Source organism: Amycolatopsis halotolerans (assembly GCF_042647905.1).
Classification (GTDB): Bacteria; Actinomycetota; Actinomycetes; order Mycobacteriales; family Pseudonocardiaceae; genus Amycolatopsis; species Amycolatopsis halotolerans.
In genome coordinates, this window is record NZ_JBHRWI010000024.1 from 210,507 (window position 1) to 228,960 (window position 18,454).

The 18,454-nt window shown below is 69.2% G+C and carries 17 protein-coding genes; 11 read left to right on the plus strand and 6 right to left on the minus strand.

The features are described from left to right. Nucleotides 1–156: 156 nt before the first annotated feature. From ACFORO_RS21275 to ACFORO_RS21300, 6 genes are all read left to right on the plus strand, one after another. Nucleotides 157–924: a MoaF C-terminal domain-containing protein gene (locus ACFORO_RS21275; protein WP_377873867.1), complete on the plus strand. Its 768-nt coding sequence runs from the start codon at nt 157–159 to the stop codon at nt 922–924. Nucleotides 925–935: 11 nt separating this feature from the next. Then, the gene (locus tag ACFORO_RS21280) at nt 936–1,322 is read left to right on the plus strand and encodes a nuclear transport factor 2 family protein (protein WP_344286154.1); all 387 of its coding nucleotides are present in this window, start codon (nt 936–938) and stop codon (nt 1,320–1,322) included. A gap of 91 nt (nt 1,323–1,413) precedes the next feature. Then, nucleotides 1,414–2,592: an ABC transporter substrate-binding protein gene (locus ACFORO_RS21285; protein WP_377873868.1), complete on the plus strand. Its 1,179-nt coding sequence runs from the start codon at nt 1,414–1,416 to the stop codon at nt 2,590–2,592. A 30-nt stretch (nt 2,593–2,622) separates the two neighbouring features. Continuing rightward, nucleotides 2,623–3,483, plus strand: coding sequence for a branched-chain amino acid ABC transporter permease (locus tag ACFORO_RS21290; protein ID WP_354740379.1), 861 nt, complete (start codon nt 2,623–2,625; stop codon nt 3,481–3,483). Beyond that, nucleotides 3,470–5,188, plus strand: coding sequence for a branched-chain amino acid ABC transporter ATP-binding protein/permease (locus ACFORO_RS21295; RefSeq protein WP_377873869.1), 1,719 nt, complete (start codon nt 3,470–3,472; stop codon nt 5,186–5,188). Before ACFORO_RS21290 ends, ACFORO_RS21295 begins: the two co-directional genes overlap by 14 nt. Next, nucleotides 5,185–5,880: an ABC transporter ATP-binding protein gene (locus ACFORO_RS21300; protein ID WP_377873870.1), complete on the plus strand. Its 696-nt coding sequence runs from the start codon at nt 5,185–5,187 to the stop codon at nt 5,878–5,880. Before ACFORO_RS21295 ends, ACFORO_RS21300 begins: the two co-directional genes overlap by 4 nt. 46 nt (nt 5,881–5,926) lie before the next feature. Here ACFORO_RS21300 and ACFORO_RS21305 read toward each other — a convergent pair whose 3' ends face one another. Both ACFORO_RS21305 and ACFORO_RS21310 read right to left on the minus strand, forming a co-directional pair. Further along, nucleotides 5,927–6,256 (minus strand): nuclear transport factor 2 family protein, encoded by a 330-nt coding sequence (locus ACFORO_RS21305; RefSeq protein ID WP_377873871.1) that lies wholly within the window; start codon nt 6,254–6,256, stop codon nt 5,927–5,929. Between the two features lie 29 nt (nt 6,257–6,285). Continuing rightward, on the minus strand, nt 6,286–7,041 hold the full coding sequence (locus ACFORO_RS21310) for an SDR family oxidoreductase (RefSeq protein WP_354740373.1): 756 nt from the start codon (nt 7,039–7,041) through the stop codon (nt 6,286–6,288). A gap of 71 nt (nt 7,042–7,112) precedes the next feature. Between ACFORO_RS21310 and ACFORO_RS21315 the strand changes: the two genes are divergently transcribed. Next, on the plus strand, nt 7,113–7,799 hold the full coding sequence (locus ACFORO_RS21315) for a TetR/AcrR family transcriptional regulator (protein WP_377873872.1): 687 nt from the start codon (nt 7,113–7,115) through the stop codon (nt 7,797–7,799). 121 nt (nt 7,800–7,920) lie between these two features. On the opposite strand, the gene ACFORO_RS21320 is transcribed toward ACFORO_RS21315, so the two are convergent. After that, the gene (locus ACFORO_RS21320) at nt 7,921–8,724 is read right to left on the minus strand and encodes an SDR family NAD(P)-dependent oxidoreductase (RefSeq protein ID WP_377873873.1); all 804 of its coding nucleotides are present in this window, start codon (nt 8,722–8,724) and stop codon (nt 7,921–7,923) included. Nucleotides 8,725–8,739: 15 nt separating this feature from the next. Further along, entirely contained in the window at nt 8,740–9,456 is a 717-nt protein-coding gene (locus ACFORO_RS21325; RefSeq protein WP_377873874.1) for an SDR family NAD(P)-dependent oxidoreductase, read from the minus strand. Between the two features lie 142 nt (nt 9,457–9,598). Here ACFORO_RS21325 and ACFORO_RS21330 point away from each other — a divergent pair, with 142 nt between their 5' ends. The 3 genes from ACFORO_RS21330 to ACFORO_RS21340 are packed head-to-tail and all read left to right on the plus strand — an operon-like array spanning nt 9,599 to nt 13,883. Next, a complete protein-coding gene (locus tag ACFORO_RS21330) occupies nt 9,599–11,470 on the plus strand; it encodes a primary-amine oxidase (protein WP_377873875.1) in 1,872 nt (623 codons plus the stop codon). Nucleotides 11,471–11,480: 10 nt separating this feature from the next. After that, on the plus strand, nt 11,481–12,269 hold the full coding sequence (locus tag ACFORO_RS21335) for a molybdenum cofactor biosynthesis F family protein (RefSeq protein WP_377873876.1): 789 nt from the start codon (nt 11,481–11,483) through the stop codon (nt 12,267–12,269). Nucleotides 12,270–12,272: 3 nt separating this feature from the next. After that, entirely contained in the window at nt 12,273–13,883 is a 1,611-nt protein-coding gene (locus ACFORO_RS21340) for an amidohydrolase (RefSeq protein WP_377873877.1), read from the plus strand. A 24-nt stretch (nt 13,884–13,907) separates the two neighbouring features. Here the strand turns inward: ACFORO_RS21340 and ACFORO_RS21345 are convergent, their stop codons facing one another. Continuing rightward, complete coding sequence (locus ACFORO_RS21345; protein WP_377873878.1) at nt 13,908–15,383, minus strand: hypothetical protein; 1,476 nt, start codon at nt 15,381–15,383, stop codon at nt 13,908–13,910. A gap of 30 nt (nt 15,384–15,413) precedes the next feature. Continuing rightward, nucleotides 15,414–16,853 carry a GMC family oxidoreductase gene (locus tag ACFORO_RS21350; RefSeq protein WP_377873879.1) on the minus strand — a complete coding sequence of 480 codons (1,440 nt, stop codon included), beginning with the start codon at nt 16,851–16,853 and terminating at the stop codon, nt 15,414–15,416. 142 nt (nt 16,854–16,995) lie between these two features. On the opposite strand from ACFORO_RS21350, the gene ACFORO_RS21355 reads away from it, so the two are divergent. Further along, entirely contained in the window at nt 16,996–18,432 is a 1,437-nt protein-coding gene (locus ACFORO_RS21355) for an aldehyde dehydrogenase family protein (RefSeq protein WP_377873880.1), read from the plus strand. Nucleotides 18,433–18,454 lie beyond the last annotated feature (22 nt).

The window sequence follows — 18,454 nt, forward strand, 5'->3', positions numbered from 1 at the left end:
CAACCACGCACGGCGCTCCCGGCCCCGGGGGCGCCGCTTGTCGTCTCCACCCCCGATCCACCCCGAACCCCCTGGTATTGACCGCGAGCGTCCGGCAGTTGCCCGCCAGCGCACGAACATTCGCTCCCGGACCGGGGCGCGGCGAGCATGATGGGCATGTCCGACCCTTCCCCTGACGAATGGCGCACCTACGACGAGTTCGCCGCCGGGATCGACACCTACCGGCTGCCCAACGCGGACCTCACCGGGCGGGAGCTCACCGTCACGCTCGATGACGGCGCGAAGCTCGAGCTGCGGTTCCTCGACAGCGAGCGGCTCACCCTCAACGGCGTCGAGGATCCCTACGACGCGGTCGCCGTGCGTCCCGACGTCTTCTTCGTGAACCTGCCGCTGACGAGCGTCGAGGGCGAGTCCCTCACCGTCGTCTACTCGACCACCACGCACCGCGCGATGACCGTGCGGTCGGTGATCGGCGACGAGGACGTCGAAGGCACGCCGCGTGTTTCGCAGACCTTCCACGCCGGCACCACCGACGGCGGCGAGCCGACCGGCGACGTGCCGGGGCCGTCGCGGGACCTCATCGGCAAGCGCAATGTCTACCGCTACAGCCCGAATCATCTGTACGAGCACGTTTATCTCTCCTCCGAACGCTACTGCTGGCAGTGCGTCGAGGGCGTGCAGCGCGGGCACGGCGACGTGGACATGTCGACCGTCTGGAAGTTCGCCGACGGCCTGTACCTGTTCTGCTTCCGGGAGTTCCGCATCGCGGTGGCCAGCGTGTGGCTGCACGACCTCGGCTACGACCTGCGCACCACCGGCGTTTTCCTCGGCATCACCGGCGACGGCCGGTCCGAGCATTCCCGCGCGGGCGGGCACATCTACCCGCTCGGTTCGATCAGCTACCCCGACGTCCAGCCTGTCTAAGGAGTTCTCCTGTGTCCAATTTGGACGTGATCACCGCGCATTACGAGGCAAGCGACCGCGGCGACCTCGACGGCATGCTCGCCCCGATCGGCCCCGAAACCACCTGGACCGAGGCCGCCGGATTCCCCTACGCGGGCACCTACACCGGCCCGGACGAGGTGAAGCGCAACGTCTTCGAGGCGATCGCCCGCGACTGGGACGGCTACCAGTTCACGTTGTCCGCATTGCTGGACGCCGGTGACTCGATTGTCGGGCTCGGGACGTACACCGGCACGAATCGCAAGTCCGGCAAGGCTTTCACCGCCCGGGTCGCGCACGTGTGGAAGTTCGACGGCGACAAGGTCGCGAGCTTCGAGCAGATCGTCGATTCCGCCCCGGTCGCCGCGGCGACCGACTGAGTCTCTCGCGAAACGGCGGTGCCGGTCCTTCCCCCGGCACCGCCCCCCTCTCCCCTCCCCCTCTGGTCACTGCGGACCGGAAAGCCGAGCCATGATGAGAAAGTTCCTGCCCGCGCTCGCCTCGGCCGTGCTCGTCACGCTGGTCGCGGCGGGCTGCGCGGGCACCGCCGATCCGAACGGACCGATCGTGGTCGGCTCGGTCAACGCGCTGAGCGGACCCGCCACCTTCCCGGAATCCTCCCAGGCCGCCAAGGCCGTCTTCGACGCGGCGAACGCGGCGGGCGGCGTGCACGGGCGCAAGATCGAATACCACGCCATCGACGACAAGGGCGACCCCGCCGCGGCGGCGGCCGCGGCTCGCGAAATCGTGGGCGGCGATCAGGCGGTGGCGCTGGTCGGTTCGTCCAGCCTCATCGAATGCCAGATCAACGCCAAGTACTACCAGCAGGAGAAGGTCCTTTCCATCTCCGGCATCGGCGTGGACCCGTCGTGCTTCACCAGCCCGAACATCGGGCCCGCCAATGTCGGCCCGTTCCACGACATGACGCTGACCCTGCTGTACGGCTCGGAAGTGCTGCACCTGCAGGACATGTGCGCGCTGCTGGAAATCGCCGGGAACACGTTGCCATACTACCGCGCGGCCATCGACGAATGGTCGAAAATCACCGGCAAAAAACTGAAGTACGTCGACGCGACCGTGCCGTACAACGGTTCCGACTACACGCCGTACATCGTCAAGGCCCGTGCGGCCGGCTGCAAAGCGGTGACGGTAAACCCCGTCGAGCCGGACTCGATCGGCCAGCTGAAAGCCGCGCAGGCACAGGGCTGGAAAGACGTGACCTGGCTGCTGCTCACGAGTGTCTACAGCGAACAGTACGCGAAGGCGGTTTCGGACGCCGGCAAAGGCGTTTACGTCCCCGCCGAGTTCTACCCGTTCACCGACCCGTCGAGCCCGCGCACCAAGGAGTGGCGGGATCTCATGACGCGCAACAACATTCCGCTGACCTCGTTCAGCCAGGGCGGCTACCTCGCGGCGAAGTATTTCCTGCAGGTGCTCAACGGCATGCAGGGCGACATCACGCGGGAAACGGTGACGAAGGCGCTGCGCGAGATGAAACCGATCACCGATCCGATGGTCGGCACGCCGTACGTGTTCGGTCCCGGGCAGACGCACCACGACAACATCGCGGGCTGGCCGGTCAAGCTCGCGACGGGCACGAACCGGTGGGAGATCTCCGGTACCGACTGGCTGCGGATTCCGCGGCGCTAGCCCGATCCACTCTGGACAGAGGAGACTGCAATGGTGCAGGGAGCGCTGGCCGGGCTGGCCGCCGGCGGGCTTTACGCGGTGCTGGCGGTGTGCCTGACCTTGATGTCGAGGCTGGTCCGCGTCGTCAACTTCGCCCAGGCGGCCACGGGCATGTTCGGCAGTTACGTCGGGGTGGCCTTGTCCGTCCACGGTGGACTGCCGGAATGGCTGGCAGTGGTGCTCGGCGTGCTGCTGGGCGGGTTGCTGAGCGTGCTGATCGGCTGGGTCGTCTCGACCTGGCTGGCCGAGGCAGGCACCGGCACCCGCTCGGCGGTGACCGTCGCGGTGCTGCTGCTGTTGATTTCGCTGTCGTTCATCCTGTTCGGCAACAAACCGCAGCCGTTCCAGGCGTTGCTGGCCGGTCCGGCCTTCACCGTCGGCGGCGTGGTGATCAGCCAGGTGACCGTCGTGACGGTCGCGCTGGCGGTGGTGATCGCCTTCGCCGCGCGGCTGATCCTGACAAAGACGCCCGTCGGCATCTCACTGCGCGCTTTGTCGGAACGCCCGACGACCGCTGAACTGCTGGGTATCCCGGCGAAACGGCTCAGTGCCGCGGTGTGGGGCGCCACCGGCCTGATCAGCACCGTCATCATCGTGATCGTCGCCCCGTCCCAGTCGAACGACGCCACCTCGCTGGCCATGCTGGTCGTGCCCGCCGCGGCGGCGGCCCTGCTCGGCGGGTTCCGGCGGCTGGACCTCGCCGTCGTCGGCGGCCTGGTGCTCGGCATGCTGCAGGGCGCGCTCGCGCAGGTCGACCAGCTTTCGGTAGTGCGGAATTTCGTCCCGTTCCTGGCCATCGTCGGCCTGCTCGTGTGGTCTCAGCGCAAGGAGGTGTGGGATGCAGCTCGCTGACCGGGGCGCAGTGTCCCGCTTCGGAACCCCACTGGTCGTCGCGGTGGTCGCGGTGCTGGTCGGAATCGGCCTGACCGTCGGCCTCAACGGCTACTTCGCCTACCTCGGCGTGAGCGTCGTAGTAGCCGCCATCGCCCTGCTCGGCCTAGGCGTCGTGACCGGCAGCGCTGGCATGATCTCGTTGTGCCAGCTGACTTTCGGCGCGATCGGCGCGTGGGTCGTCTCCGCGCTGAACGTCGCTAACGCACCTGGCGGCTTCCTCTTCTGGCTGCTGCTGGGAGGTCTCGCGGCAGGCGTCGTCGGTGTCCTCATTGGACTCCCCGCGCTTCGGCTGCGCGGGATCAACCTGGCGGTGGTGACACTCGGCCTGGCCGCGGCCGCCGACGTCACCCTCGTGGAAATCCAGTTCCCCGGCACCACTGACGGCGTTTCGGTGGACCGGCCGTCCTTGGTCGCCGACGACAACGCGTACTTCCTGCTCTGTGTCATCGTCCTGATCGTCTGCGCGTTGCTCGTGCACTTCCTCCGGCGCGGTCCGTGGGGCAGCAGCTGGGCCGCGGTGGCGTTCTCCGAACGGGGCACTGCCGCAGCAGGAGCCAGCGTCCGTACCGCGAAGCTCTCGGCCTTCGCCGTCAGCGCCACGCTGGGCGGCATCAGCGGCGGTCTGCTCACCGCACAGGTCGGGTTCGCTTTCCCGACCAGCTTCGCTCCGCTGCAGTCGCTGGCGTTGTACGTCCTCGCCATCATGTCCGGTGCGCACCTGATCGACATGGCGGTGTTCGGCGCTGTCCTGTGGGTCGCCGTACCGGAGCTGTTGAAGCGTTGGGGAGTCCCGCAAGACTGGGGTTACGTGATCTTCGGTCTGCTGGGCATCCAGGCGCTGGCCGGACGCGGCAACCTGGGCACCGCGATCCGCGAACTGTGGCGTCGCCGTTCCAGGGCCAGCGCTGGCGTCCAAATCACCGCCCTCGACGAAGAACCTCCGCGCCTGCCGCCTGGCGAACCGGTGCTGGTTGTCCGGGGACTGAGCGTCACCTTCGGCCAGGTCAAGGCACTGTCCGGAGTGGACTTAGCCGTCCCGAAGGGCGGAGTGCTGGGCGTGATCGGCCCGAACGGCGCCGGAAAGTCCACTTTGGTCGACGCCATCAGCGGCTTCCTGCCGCAGGCTCAAGGGACCGTCGAACTCGCCGACCGTCCCCTCACCGGCAACCCGACGCAACGAGCCCGCTCCGGTCTCCGCCGAACGTTCCAGCAGGACCGGGTCCCGTCGGGACTGACCATCGAGGCGTACGTCCGCTTCGTGGCCCGCCGACGCCCGCCCGCGGATGAAGTCGCTGCCGCGCTGGAGTTCTTCGGTTGCCCGCCCGCGGCCACGCCACTGGACCGGGTCGACGTGGGTGCGCGCCGGTTGGTCGAGGTCGTCGGACACCTCATGGCGAAGCCGCAAGTGCTGCTCCTCGACGAACCGGCGGCGGGCCTCCCGCACGAGGAACACGTGGCGTTCGGCGAACGCCTGCGTCAGGTCCCGGCCAGGTTCGGCGTCTCGGTGCTGATCATCGAACACGACCTGGACCTGGTCCGGTCGGTCTGCGACACCCTGACCGTGCTCGACTTCGGCGAGGTGCTCGCGAGCGGCCCGCAGGCGGAAGTGCTGGCGGATCCGGCGGTTCTGAAGGCATACCTGGGCGAAACGGAGATGCTGTGAGCACGCTGCGCATCGAAAACCTGACCGTCACCCGCGGTGCGGGCCCGGTCATCGCCGACGTCGGACTGACGCTGGAACCGGGCAAGATCACCGCGCTGGTCGGCCCCAACGGCGCGGGCAAGACCAGCCTGCTGGAAGCGCTGTCCGGCGTGATCCCCGCGGCGTCCGGGACTATCCACGTTGGACACACGGACGTCACCAAACACTCGCGGGTGTCCAGAGCGCGACTGGGCCTGGCGCACGTCGAGCAAGGACGGGCGGTCTTCGCCAGCCTGACCGTGCTGGAAAACCTGCGCCTGACCGCCAAAACCCCCGCCGGGGTCGACGAAGTCCTGGCGCTCTTCCCAGAACTGGAGAAACGCAAGAACTCGCCCGCCGCGCTGCTGTCCGGCGGCGAGCAGCAAATGGTGGTGCTGGGCCGGGCCTTCGCGGCGAAACCCAAGTTCCTGCTCATCGACGAGATGTCGCTGGGCTTGGCTCCCGCCGTCTTCACCAGGCTTCTCCCGGCGGTGACCGAGTTCGCCAACGCGGGCGCGGCGATCCTCCTGGTGGAACAGTTCACCCACCTGGCGCTGAAAGTCTCGCAAGAAGCCCTGGTCGTCTCCTCCGGCAAAGTCACCTACGCCGGGGAATCGCAGCCCCTGCTGGACAATCCGGACACGCTGCACCAGGCGTACCTGGGCACCAACTGACCCGGGGCGTGGGCGTTCCGCGGTGGGACGCCCACGCCCCGGCCGGTCAGCCTTCGCGGATGGTCATCTTGGCGAGCCGGTCGCCGTCGACGTCGAAGACGAACTTCGACCGGCCGTTGGCGTGGTTGCTGCGCCAATCCCCGACGACGGTGACCACGTCGCCAGCGACGGTGACCTCCTCCGGGGTCAGGACTCCGCGCGAGCCGATGAACTCGACGTCGCTCCATCCTTTGATTTCGGTGCGCCCGGTGAACGACCGGCCCCAGTCGTCCACGACGCCCGTTTCGGTGAACGCGTCCAGGAACGCGGCGTCGTCGTGCCGGTTCACCGCGTCGACGAACGACGCCACCGGTTCCGGAATCTCCACTTCGGACATTGCGTTTCCCTTGCTGTCGTGGGTGAAACTCAGCGGGTGGTGTAACCGCCGTTGGCGAAGACAGTCTGCCCGGTGATCCACCAGCCGGACGTCGCGAGGAACGACACGATCGGGGCGATGTCCTCGATCTTGGTCAACTGCCCGCCCATCGCCTGCGACTGGTGGAATTCCACCCGCTCCGGGGTTTCCTGGCCGTAGAAGAACGGCGTGTCCATCGGGCCGGGCCCGACCGCGGTGACCGAGATCCCGCGCGGGGCGAACTCCTTGGCCGCGGCACGGGTGAAGTGCTCCACCGGGCTCTTGCCGCCCGCGTAGGTCGAGTACCCGTCGGTGAACGCCGCGAGCAGACTGGTCACGATCGTGATGACCTTGCCGCCGTCGGCGACGTTCTTGCCCGCTTCCTTGATGAAGAAGTACGCCGCCTTCGAGTTGATGTCGAACATCGAGTCGTACTCGTCCTCGGTGGTCTCGGTGATCGGCTTGCGCAGCACCTTGCCCACCGTGTTCACCGCGACGTCGATCTTCCCGAGCGCGGCTTCGGCATCCGCGAACAGCTTCGCCACGTTCGCCGGGACGGTCAGGTCGCCGGTCAGGACGACGCCCTTGCCGCCGGCCGCCTCGACCGCGGCGAGAGTCTCCTCCGCCTGCGGACGGGTCGACGCGGAGTTGTAGTGGATCGCGACGTTCGCGCCGGCCTGCGCGGCCTGCCTGCTGATGAGCCCGCCCAGGTTCTTCGCCCCGGCGGCGACCAGGACGTTCTTGCCTTCGAGAGTGTGGCCGGTCATGGGTGACCCCTCCATCCCTTTATCGCTGATATGCATCACTGTATCAGTGCGACAGTGGCTACCATAGCGGTGTGACACAGATTGCGAACGCGGATACACGGACCCGGCTCCTGGACGCCGCCGCCGAGCAGGTCGCCGCGACGCCGGGCGAGGACATCTCGCTGCGCGCGATCTGCGCGCAGGCCGGGGTGAAAATGCCGACGCTGTACCACTTCTTCGGCAGCAAACAGGGCCTGCTGGACGCGGTCGTCGAGCGGGGGTTCGACCTGTACCTGGCGGAAAAAGGCGCGCACGAGCCGTCCGGCGACCCGATCCAGGACCTGCGCGACGGCTGGGACGCCCACGTCGCCTTCGGGATCGCGAACCCCGGCTTCTACACGCTCATGTACGGCCAGGTCCACCCCGGCCACGCCCCCGCGGCGCAAGAACGGCCCAGCGCGATGCTCCGCGCCCTGACCCAGGCCGCCGCCGACCAGGGACGCCTGACGGTCCCGCCGGACCAGGCGGCCGCGCACATCCTGGTGGCGAATATCGGGGTCACGCTGCGCCAGATCATCCTCGCCGGGGAGGACCGCCCGCTGTCGGCGGCTGTCCGGGAGGGCGCGATCGCCGCGATCACCGGCACCTCGGCGACCGGCGATCGGCACTCCGAGATCCACCGCGTGCTGGAACACGCCGCCGCGAACCCGGAAATCCTGGGCGCCGCGGAAACCCAGCTGCTGACCAAATGGCTGCGAACACTGGCGGAATCAAGCTAACCCGGCCAGCCCTGGGCGGGTAATGCAGAAGTCCGTGAGGGGAACCCTGAGGGAATCAGATTCCCTCAGGGTTCCCCTCACGGACTTGTCAACTAAGCAGAAATGCTCGGGTTAGGGGTGTTTACGACCCCATCCCGGCACGCTCGAACGCCAACGTGGGCAAGTCGACCGCGTGCGCACCGCCGTCGGCGACCAGCACCGCGCCGGTGATGTACGAGGACTCCGAAGACCCGAGGAACCGAACGATAGAAGCGATCTCGTCCGGCTCGGCAGGACGCCGCAACGGCACCTCGGCAGTCACCCGCCGGTACCCCTCGTCGTGCCCGCCGTCAAACCCGGCCGCCTCGGCGAACTGCTCCATCTCCCCGTCCGCCATCGGCGTCCGGACCCACCCCGGGCACACCGCGTTGGCCCGGACCCCGCGAGGCCCGTAATCCCGGGCGATAGACCGGGTCAGCCCGATCAACGCGTGCTTGGCCACCGTGTATCCGGCGACATTGGGCCCGGCGAACAACCCGGCCAGAGAAGAAACAATCACGACCTGACCGCCGCTTTCCACGAGGGAAGGCAACGCGGCCCGGCAAAAAACGAAAGCGCTGGAAAGATTGGACCGGAGCGCGATTTCCCATTCCTCGTCCCCGGTGTCCACCACCGAAGACAGCCCGTGCCCGCCGGCATTGGCCACGATCACGTCCAGCCGCCCGAACTTCTCGAGAATCTCCGCGATCGCCGCCTCCGCGTCCTCCCGGACGCTGGCGTCGCAAGCGATCACATGTGCACCAGTCTCCGCAGCGACCTTCTCCAGCGGCTCACGCCGCCTGCCCAGAACCACGACCTGTGCGCCTTCACCGGCGTACCGCCGAGCAACCGCAGCCCCAATGCCCGTCCCTCCGCCGGTAATCGCCACGACCCGCGTGTCTGCCATCGTCATTTCTCCCTTTCAAGCAGGAAACCCAGACCGAGCCGATACGCCGAAGTCGGCGAGCAAGGCCTGTCCGTTCACCGTCCGCGCCCGCGCGGACGCCAGATACACCACCTGCTGGGCGACGTCCTCGGCCGCCTGCACCGGAAAGCCCGGTTCGTCCAGCAGATCTCCCAAATCCCCTCGCGCCATCGGCGTATCGACCACCGACGGGCACACGCAATTGACCCGGACGCCGTCGAACTCGACCGACAACGCCCGGGTCAACGACACCACCGCGCCCTTGGACGCGCAGTAGGGCACCATCCCCGGCGCACACACGAACGCCGAATCGCTGGCCAGGAAGACGATCGAACTGCCGTCTCCCAGCCACGGCCGCGCGTGCTTCGCGACCAGGAACTGCCCCAGCACGTTCACCGACATGACCGCGGCGAAGTCCGCGGCGCTGGTCTCCGCGAGCGGCCGTCCGACCGGTCCGGACACCCCGGCGCAGCCGACGACCACGTCGATCCCGCCGAACGACTCCGCCACGAGCTGCACCGCCGCGGCGACCTGCCCCTCGTCGGTGACGTCCGCGCGCGCCGCGACGACCTCCCCCGGCAGGGACGGCGGCCGGACCCGGTCGACCACCCCGACCCGCGCGCCCTCCGCCAGGAACGCCCGCGCGCAGGCCAGTCCGATCCCGGACGCGGCGCCGGTGATCAGCACGGCCTTGCCGTCGAGGTCCAGTCGCATGGCGCAATCCTGCAGCAACGGCTCTTCCGGGGATTGGCAACGAGTGCATCCTTGTTGTCAGCGACCGCACGACCCCCCGAGCCCGGCTACCGCTACCCCCGGGCCACCGCGAACACTGCGGCGAGGAGCGCGAAGGGACACCATGAGCAACGCACACCCCCACCCCCTTGACCCGCTGACCGCCGACGAGCTCGCGGCAGGCCGGGCCGTGCTGGAGGCACAGGGGCTCGTCACCGAGACGACCCGGTTTCCGCAGGTCCTCCCGGTCGAGCCGGACAAGGCCGCCGTACTGGGCGGCGCCCCGGTCGACCGCCGGATCCAGTTCACCCTGCTCGACACCGCGACCGGCGAATCGGCCGACGCGGTCGTCTCGGTGACGGGCCAGGAGCTGGTCAGCCACGAGAAGTGCGGCGAGGGCCAGCCCCCGTATCTCTTCGAGGAGTACGACCTGGCCGAGGCCGTCACCAAGGCCTCCCCGGAGTGGCAGGCGGCCATGCACCGCCGCGGCCTCGGCGACCGCATCGAGCACGCGTTCTGCGCCCCGCTCGCGCCCGGCTACTTCGGCCGCGAGGACGAGACCGGCCGGGTCGTCCGTTCGCTCACCTTCCTGCGCGAGGACAGCACCGACAGCCCCTGGGCACATCCGGTCGAGGGCCTGGTCGCGCACCTCAACCTCACCGAACAGCGCGTCCTCCGGGTCGAGGACGAGGGCGACACCCCGGTCCCCGAGGACTCCGGCCGCTACGGCCACCACCCCGCGCGGACCACGCTCAAGCCGATCGAGATCACCCAGCCGGAAGGCCCGAGCTTCCAGGTCGACGGCTCGCTGGTGACCTGGGAGGGCTGGCAGCTGCGCGTCGGGTTCAACGCGCGCGAGGGCCTGACCCTGCACCAGCTGACCTTCCAGGACCGCTCGGTGCTGTACCGCGCGTCGGTGCCGGAGATGGTCGTTCCCTACGGCGACACCTCGATCGGCCGGTTCTGGATCAGCTACTTCGACGCCGGCGAATACCTGCTCGGCAAGAACGGCAACAGCCTGCGGCTGGGCTGCGACTGCCTCGGCGTCATCCACTACTTCGACGCCTTCCTCGCCGACGACCACGGCCAGCCGGTGCGCGTGCCGAACGCGATCTGCATGCACGAGGAGGACTACGGGATCCTCTGGAAGCACACGGATCTCGACGGCAAGGCCGAGGTCCGCCGTTCGCGCCGCCTGGTGATCTCGTCGATCTCCACCATCGGCAACTACGACTACGGCTTCTTCTGGTACCTCTACCTCGACGGCACCATCGAATGCGAGGCCAAGGCGACCGGCATCGTCTTCTCCGGCGCCGGCGAGCCCGGGTCCGCGCATCCGCACGCGTCCGAGATCGCGCCCGGCCTGTTCGCGCCGGTGCACCAGCACCTGTTCTGCGCCCGGCTCGACTTCGCCGTCGACGGCCAGCGCAACTCGGTGTACGAGGTGGACGCCGTCGGCATCCCGATCGGCGAAGAAAACCCGTATGGCAACGCCTTCACCTGGAAGGCCACGGAACTGCGCACCGAACAGGAAGCGAAGCGGCACGCGAACCCGGCGACCGCGCGGGTGTGGGAAGTCCGCAGCACCGAGCACACCAACCGGCTCGGCGCGCCGACCGCGTACCAGCTCGTGCCTCGGCCGTCGGCAACCCTGATGGCGCAACCGGAATCGACGGTCTACCAGCGCGCCACGTTCGCCACGAACCACCTGTGGGTCACGCCGTACGCGCCCGGCGAACGCTTCCCGGCGGGCGACCGCCCCAACGCGCACCCGGGCGGGGCGGGCCTGCCCGCGTGGACGGCGGCCGACCGCTCCGTCAGCGACACCGACGTCGTGCTGTGGCACGTCTTCGGCCCGACGCACATCCCGCGTCCGGAAGACTGGCCGGTCATGCCGGTCGACTACTCCGGATTCATGATGCGCCCCTACGGGTTCTGCGACCGGAACCCGGCACTCGACCTGCCCTCGGCCGCCCACGGCCACTGCGAACACTGAGGAAGGCTCCATGCCCGCGACCAACCTGTCCGACACCTCCACCTGGCTCCCGCTCGACGGTCTCGCCCCCGGCTTCGACGCCAACAAAGCGGCCACTGTGGACGATCTCGACAACCAGTCGTTCACTTTGGACTGTGCCGACGGCGGCACGTTCTCGATCAGCTTCACCGGCGGACGCGCCTCGTGGGACGAGGACGGCACCACCGGCGAGACCGCTTCCGAGACGTTCCTGGTCGACGCCGGACTGTTCTACGTGCAGTTCCACCCCGGTGCGGAAACGTCGTTCAGCCTGCTGCTGGACGTCCGCCAGGGCCGCGCGCTGGTCATCACGAGCACGATCGGCGACGGACTTCCGCGGGTGACGCAACGGTTCCGTCCCGCGACCATCCAGGGCCGCGAGGCGCACGGCGAGGAGATCGCGCCCAGCACGGCGTTGATCGGCCGCCGCGTGCAGTGGGTGTACAGCGAAGAGCACGCGTACGAGCACGTTTACCTCACCCCGCACTGGTACAGCTGGCAGTGCTTGTCCGGTCCGGAGCGCGGGCTCGCCGACACCGACGAGAACTCCGTCTACCAGATCCGGCCCGGGATCTACGTGTTCACCTGGCGCGAGAAGGTCATCCCGTGCGCGTCGGTGACCGTGGCCGACCACCGGAACGTGCGGGAACTGCGGTCGCACGGCTCGCTGTTCGGCCTGGGCGAGGACGGCAAGACGCCGACGCACTTCACCTTCGGCGCGTACGGCCGGCTGCTCAGCAACACCGTCTATTCGCCGGACTACGACCCCGCTGGACAGTGACCCGTGGCGCCTGAACTGCTCCTCACCAACGCCACTGTGTACACAGTGGACGAAGACCGGCCGTGGGCGACCTCGCTCGCGGTGGAGAACGGCCGGATCACGACCGCCGAGGCCGGTCCGGACACCGAGGTCCTCGATCTCGGCGGCGCGTTCGTGCTGCCGGGTTTCGTGGACGTGCACAGCCATCACGCGCTCGCTGGCCGGGAATTGTTCGAACTGCGCCTGAAAAGCGGCTCGAACCTGGACGAAATCCTCGCCGCGGTAAGGGAATGGTCTTCCCGGCTCGCGCCGGACGAGTGGGTGGTCGGCGGTGCCTGGCCGTCCACTTTGGCCCCCGAGCTCGGCCACGACTCCGTACGGCGAGCACTCGACGAGGCGGCGGGCGGACGTCCGGTCGTGCTCATCGAGGACAGCAGGCACAACCGGTGGGCGAGCAGCCGGGCACTGGAACTGGCCGGGATCGACGCGTCCGCCCCGGACCCGACGGGCGGGACGATCCACCGCGATCTGACCAGCGGCGCACCGACCGGCTTGCTCATCGAGACCGCGGGCTTGGCGGTGGAACGGGCGATGCGGGACACGCGCACGCTCACCGCCGAGCAGCACGCCGAGGCGTCGCGGCGGGCGATCGAAATCCTGCACTCGTACGGGATCACGGCGTTCCAGGACGCCGGGGCGACGCTCGACATCCTCGCCGCGCTGAAAACCCTTGACGACGCGGGGGAACTGGCGGCGTGGGTCGTGTCGTCGATGCTGGTGAACGACCCGATCTTCGGCGCGGACCCGATCGGCAAACCGCTGCTCGACGCCGCCGCGGCGTACCGCAGCGAGCACCACCGGCCGGACTTCGTGAAGATCTTCCTCGACGGCACCCCGCCCGCGCACACCGCGGCGTTCCTGGAGCCGTACCTGCACCACGAGTGCTTCTGCGGCGACACCACGATGCCGCCGGAGGAACTCGCGGACTGGCTGGACGTCGCCGTCTCGGCCGGTCTTTCGGCGAAGATCCACTGCGCGGGCGACGCGGCCGTCCGGGCCACTTTGGACGCGGCCGGCAACCTCCGCGCCCGTGGCGACTACACGACGAAAATCCAAGTGGCGCACGGACAGTTCATCCACCCGAACGACTTGGAACGATTCGCGACGCTCAACGTGTCGGCTGATATCTCGCCGTTCCTGTGGGTTCCGGGAGTGATCCCGGACGCCATCGCACAGGTGATTCCCGCCGAACGCGCGGCGCGGATGCAGCCGAACCGCACGCTGCTGGACACCGGCGCACTGGTCGCCGGTGGTTCGGACTGGCCGGTGAGCGAATCCCCGAATGCCTGGGAGGGCATCGAGGGCCTGATCACCCGGCAGGACCCGTACGGCAAGCACCCCGGGAGCCTGTGGCCGGAACAGGCGATCACGCTCGCCGAGGCGATCCAGGTGTTCACGCTGAACTCGGCCCGCGCCTGCGGCCTCGACGACGTGACGGGGTCGCTGACGCCGGGGAAGTCGGCGGATTTCGTGGTGCTGGACCAGGATCCGTTCAAGACCCCGGCGGATCAGCTGGCCCGGATCACGGTGCGGGAGACGTGGTTTGGGGGCAAGCGGGTGTTTACGCGGGATTAGGGCTTGTGCGTGGTTATGCCGGTTCTAACCGGCATAACCACGCACGACCTCCTCCACCGTCTCGCCGCTCTCCCCGCGCACCACCAGCACCAAGCGCGCGGGTACGCCTGCCGCCGCATAGGCGGCAAGCCGGTGATGTCCGTCCAGGACGACGCCCAGCACGAACCGTTCCGGCCACTGGGCGCTGATGTACCGGTCCTCCGCCCAGGCCAGCAGCAACGCCGCGGGACGCTCGCCGCGGGCGATCGCTTCCGCGTACCGGTCGACTGTCGCCTGGTCCAGCGCGTCCAGCGGTTGCGACGGAACCACGCTGCCGTATGCGGGCATCTCGCCGGGAATCGCCTGCGGGAGCTGGAAATGCTCGATGCCCGGCCAGTCCGGGTCTCCCTCCCACGCACTGCGCGTCTCGGTTCTGCGCGTCAACCACCACGACTGCTCCAGCGTCCGCACGCGTTCCAGCGGAAGATCGGCCAAGAGCATCCGGTAGTGCCCAGTCTCCAGCTCCTGAAGCAGCGGTTCCAGCGCGCGCACCGTCGCAGCGGTGAGTTCACGCGGCTCGGCGAGGACTTCCCGCGCCTGGGTGGCACCGGCCAGCGCTTCGGCGGGACCGAAGCCGAGCAGGCGCAGTGTTGATTCACAGGTCTCGCACCCGGAGCCGACACCGAATCGCGCCTGATCCCCGACGTACAGGGTCTGCTCCCACCGCGGCCACATCGATCCCGGCAGCGACGGGTCGAATTCGACGCGTACCCGGGCCCGGCCTTCGTCGACGGAAAACCGCAGCGCGGAAGGAGAATCGACGGCGACGTCCCGCACCTCCGGGACTGGCCCGACGGTCAGGTCGAGCCCCGCCCACACCTGGCGGATGTCGTCCGGCGACGGGAGCAACGGGGACCGCCCGGTGAGCCGGACCAGCGCCCGGTGAACGTTCCAGGCATTCTGCTCCGGGCCGTTCGCCAGCCAGTCGAGCAGCACCGGAACCGCGGCCGGGTCGCCCATTTCCTCCAGCGCGACCGTCAAGAAGATGTGCTTGAGCCCGGCGACCGCGAAAAGCCGCCGGGCGATCGGCACTGTCCATTCGCGGGCGCCGAGCCGGGCCAGCGCGAGCGCCGCCCGGCCGCACCGGTCGTCGTCTTTCAGCAGCGCACCGAGCGCCTTCGCCCGTCGGCGGTCCCCGGACACCCCTGCCGCGTCGATGACGGGCGGCTGATATCCCAGTTCCTTGATCAGCTGATCCAGCACGGGCTCGGGCACCGGGAGGCCCCGTCGCACCACGTCCGCCAGCAGATTGGCCGTGCGGAGCCGGATCAGCAGATCGAGCAGGATCGGATCGCCGTCCGCCCCGAGCAAGTCCAGCAGGTACTCGAGGTGTCGCCGCTGGTCGTCGTTCGCCGCCGGGTACAGCTCGCCCGCGCGCATAGCCAACGCGGCCCGTCCCGAAGGCGGATCGGCGGCCAAAACGTCGAGCTTCGAATAGTCGGCGGCGAGAAGATCATCCACCCGACGAGCCTACTGCCGTCCGCGCCCGAATTACGCCAGCAAGAACTCCGCCACCCGCTCCCCCATCAGCACCGCGGGCGCGTTCGTGTTCCCGCTGATCACCCGGGGCAGCACCGAAGCGTCCGCGACCCGCAGCCCGGACACCCCGCGCACCGCCAGCGTCGGGTCCGTCACCGCCAGCTCGTCCGTCCCCATCCGGCAGGTGCCCACCTGGTGGTGATAGGTGATCGCCGTGCGCCGCACGTGCTCCCGTACATCCGCCGGTCCCGGGTACAACTCCCGCGCGCCCCACTCCTCCGCCAACGCCGGGGCGCTGCCGATCAACCGGCACTGCTCCACCGAAGCGACCAGGCTCTCGAAGTCCGCCGGGTGCGCCAGCGCGGCGAGGTCGATCAGCGGCATCTCGGTCGGATCCGTGCTGCGCAGCCGCAGCGTTCCCCGGCTCTGCGGCGTGATCATGCCCGCCATCAGCGAGAACCCGGTCGCGGGCCCGGTCATCCACGGTTCGTACATCGGCACGCTGAAGTGGATCGGCTGGGTGTCCGGCACCTCGAGACCCGGTCGGCTGCGCCAGAACAGGTGCGTCTGCGTCACCGAAAGCCCGGTCTGCGGCGGCGCGACCTCGCGCCGGTCGGTGGCGAACACGACCGGCGACAGCAGGTGGTCGTGCAGGTTCTCGCCGACGCCCGGGAGGTCCGCGACGACGTCGAGGCCCAGCGCGGCGACGTCGTCGGCCGGGCCGATTCCGCTGCGCAGCAGGATCGCCGGGGACGCCAGCGCGCCGGCGGCGAGCACGACCTGGTCGGCGAACAGCGGCTCCAGTTCGCCGTCGATCTCCGCCAGGACGCCGATGCAGCGGTCGCCCTCGAACAGCACGCGATGCACCAGCGCGCCGGTGTGCACGGTCATCTGGTCGGCGACCGGCTCGGAGTAGCAGAGCCAGGTGTTGCGCCGCCGTCCGCCGGTCATGGTGACCTGCTGCACGGAGATGCCGTCGAGCACGCCGCTGTTGTAATTGTCGTTGAACGGCAGGCCGATCTCCTGCGCGGCGTCCACAATGGACTGCTGGATCGGCTGCAGCGGGTCGTGCTGTTCCAGGTCGAGCAGGTCGCGTTCGATCCGCTCGTACACCGGGCGCACGTCGTCCCAGGCCCAGCCGGGCAGCTCCCAGCCGTCGTAGTCCGCCGCCGCGCCGCGGACCCAGATCATCGCGTTCAGCGAATGCGACCCGCCTAGTACCTTGCCGCGCGGCAGGTGCAGCCTGCGGTTCCCGGCGTGCGGCTGCGGCACCGTGTAGTAGTCCCAGTCCTCGGCGGCGTGCCACAGCTCCCCCGCGCGCGACGGGTCGTGGATCGCCGCGTTCGTGTCCGGTCCGCCCGCTTCCAGCAGTGTCACCTTCGCGCCCGCGTCGACCAGCCGCCGGCACACCACCGAGCCCGCCGAGCCCGCACCCACCACGATCACGTCCATGTCCTGATCCTGACCGGTCCCCCGGCCCCGCCCGGCATTGTCTTCACTCGCCGACAACGGGCGTGCCCTCGCGGACAAGACCGCCCGCCCGCCGCGCGCCGATACTCGGAGGCGACCAGAAGATTTGGGACTAGGGAGCGCCATGCCGACACGCCTGTTCATCGACGGTCAGTGGACCGAGGCCGGCGGGGAGCCCATCCCGACCCGCGATCCGGCCACCGGCACGGTTCTCGAAGACGTCGGGACGGCGACCCAGGCCGACGTCGACGCCGCGGTCGCCGCCGCGCGCCGCGCGCTGACCTCGCCGGAGTGGGCCGGGCTCGCGCCGGTGCAGCGCGCGAAACTGCTCTTCCGCCTCGCCGACCTCGTCGAGCAGCACCACGAGGAACTCGCCGCGCTCGAAACCCGCGACCAGGGCCAGCCGATCGGCATCTCACGGCAGGTGAGCGTCACCGGCGCGGCCGAGCACCTGCGGTATTTCGCCGGCTGGGTCACGAAAATCCAGGGCACCACGAACCCGGTTTCGTTCCCGGACACCCTGCACTACACGCGCCGCGAGCCGGTCGGCGTGAACGCGCTGATCACGCCGTGGAACTTCCCGCTGATGATCCTGGTGTGGAAGCTCGCGCCGGCGCTCGCCACCGGAAACACCGTGGTGATCAAGCCGAGCGAGGTCACGCCGCTGACGAGCATCCGGCTGGTGCAGCTGGCCGAGCAGGCCGGCATCCCGGCGGGCGTGGTCAACCTGGTCACCGGCGACGGCCCGGTGGGCGCGATGCTGAGCGCGCACCACGAAGTCGACCACGTCTCCTACACCGGGTCCACCGCGGTCGGGAAGCTGATCACCGCGGCGAGCGCGGAGTCCAACCTCAAGCGGCTGACGCTCGAACTCGGCGGCAAGGCCCCGAGCATCATCGCCGCGGACGCCGACCTGGACGCCGCCGTCGCGGGCAACCTCGCCGGCGCGACGCTGAACACCGGCCAGGTCTGCGCGGCGTACACGCGGTTCTACGTCGACCGCAAGCGCGAGCAGGAGTTCGTGGAGAAGATGGCCGCCGGGCTCGCCGGGCTGCAGGTCGGCCCCGGTCTGGAGGAGACGACACAGGTCGGGCCGCTCGTGTCGGACAAGCACCGCAAGCACGTGGCGAACCTCGTGGCGACCGGCCGTTCCGAAGGCGCGGACCTGATCACCGGCGGCTCGGAGGTGGACCGCGACGGCTACTTCTACCAGCCGACGCTGTTCGCGGGCGTCACCGACAGCATGACGATCATGCGCGAGGAAATCTTCGGCCCGGTGCTGGCGGTGACGCCGTACGACGACCCGGACGAGCTGGTCGCGCGCGCGAACGACACGCAGTACGGCCTCGCCGCGACCGTCTGGACCCGCGACATCCGCACCGCGCAACGCTATGCGGACGGGATCCGCGCGGGGGCGGTGTTCGTGAACATGCCGCCGATCCCGGACATGGCCGCGCCGTGGGGCGGGTACAAGGCGTCGGGCTGGGGTCGTGAGATGGGCCCGTGGGCGCTGGACGCCTACACCGAGACGAAGGCTGTTTGGCTGCACTACGGCTACTGAACGCCTTCGGGGCTCGACCGTC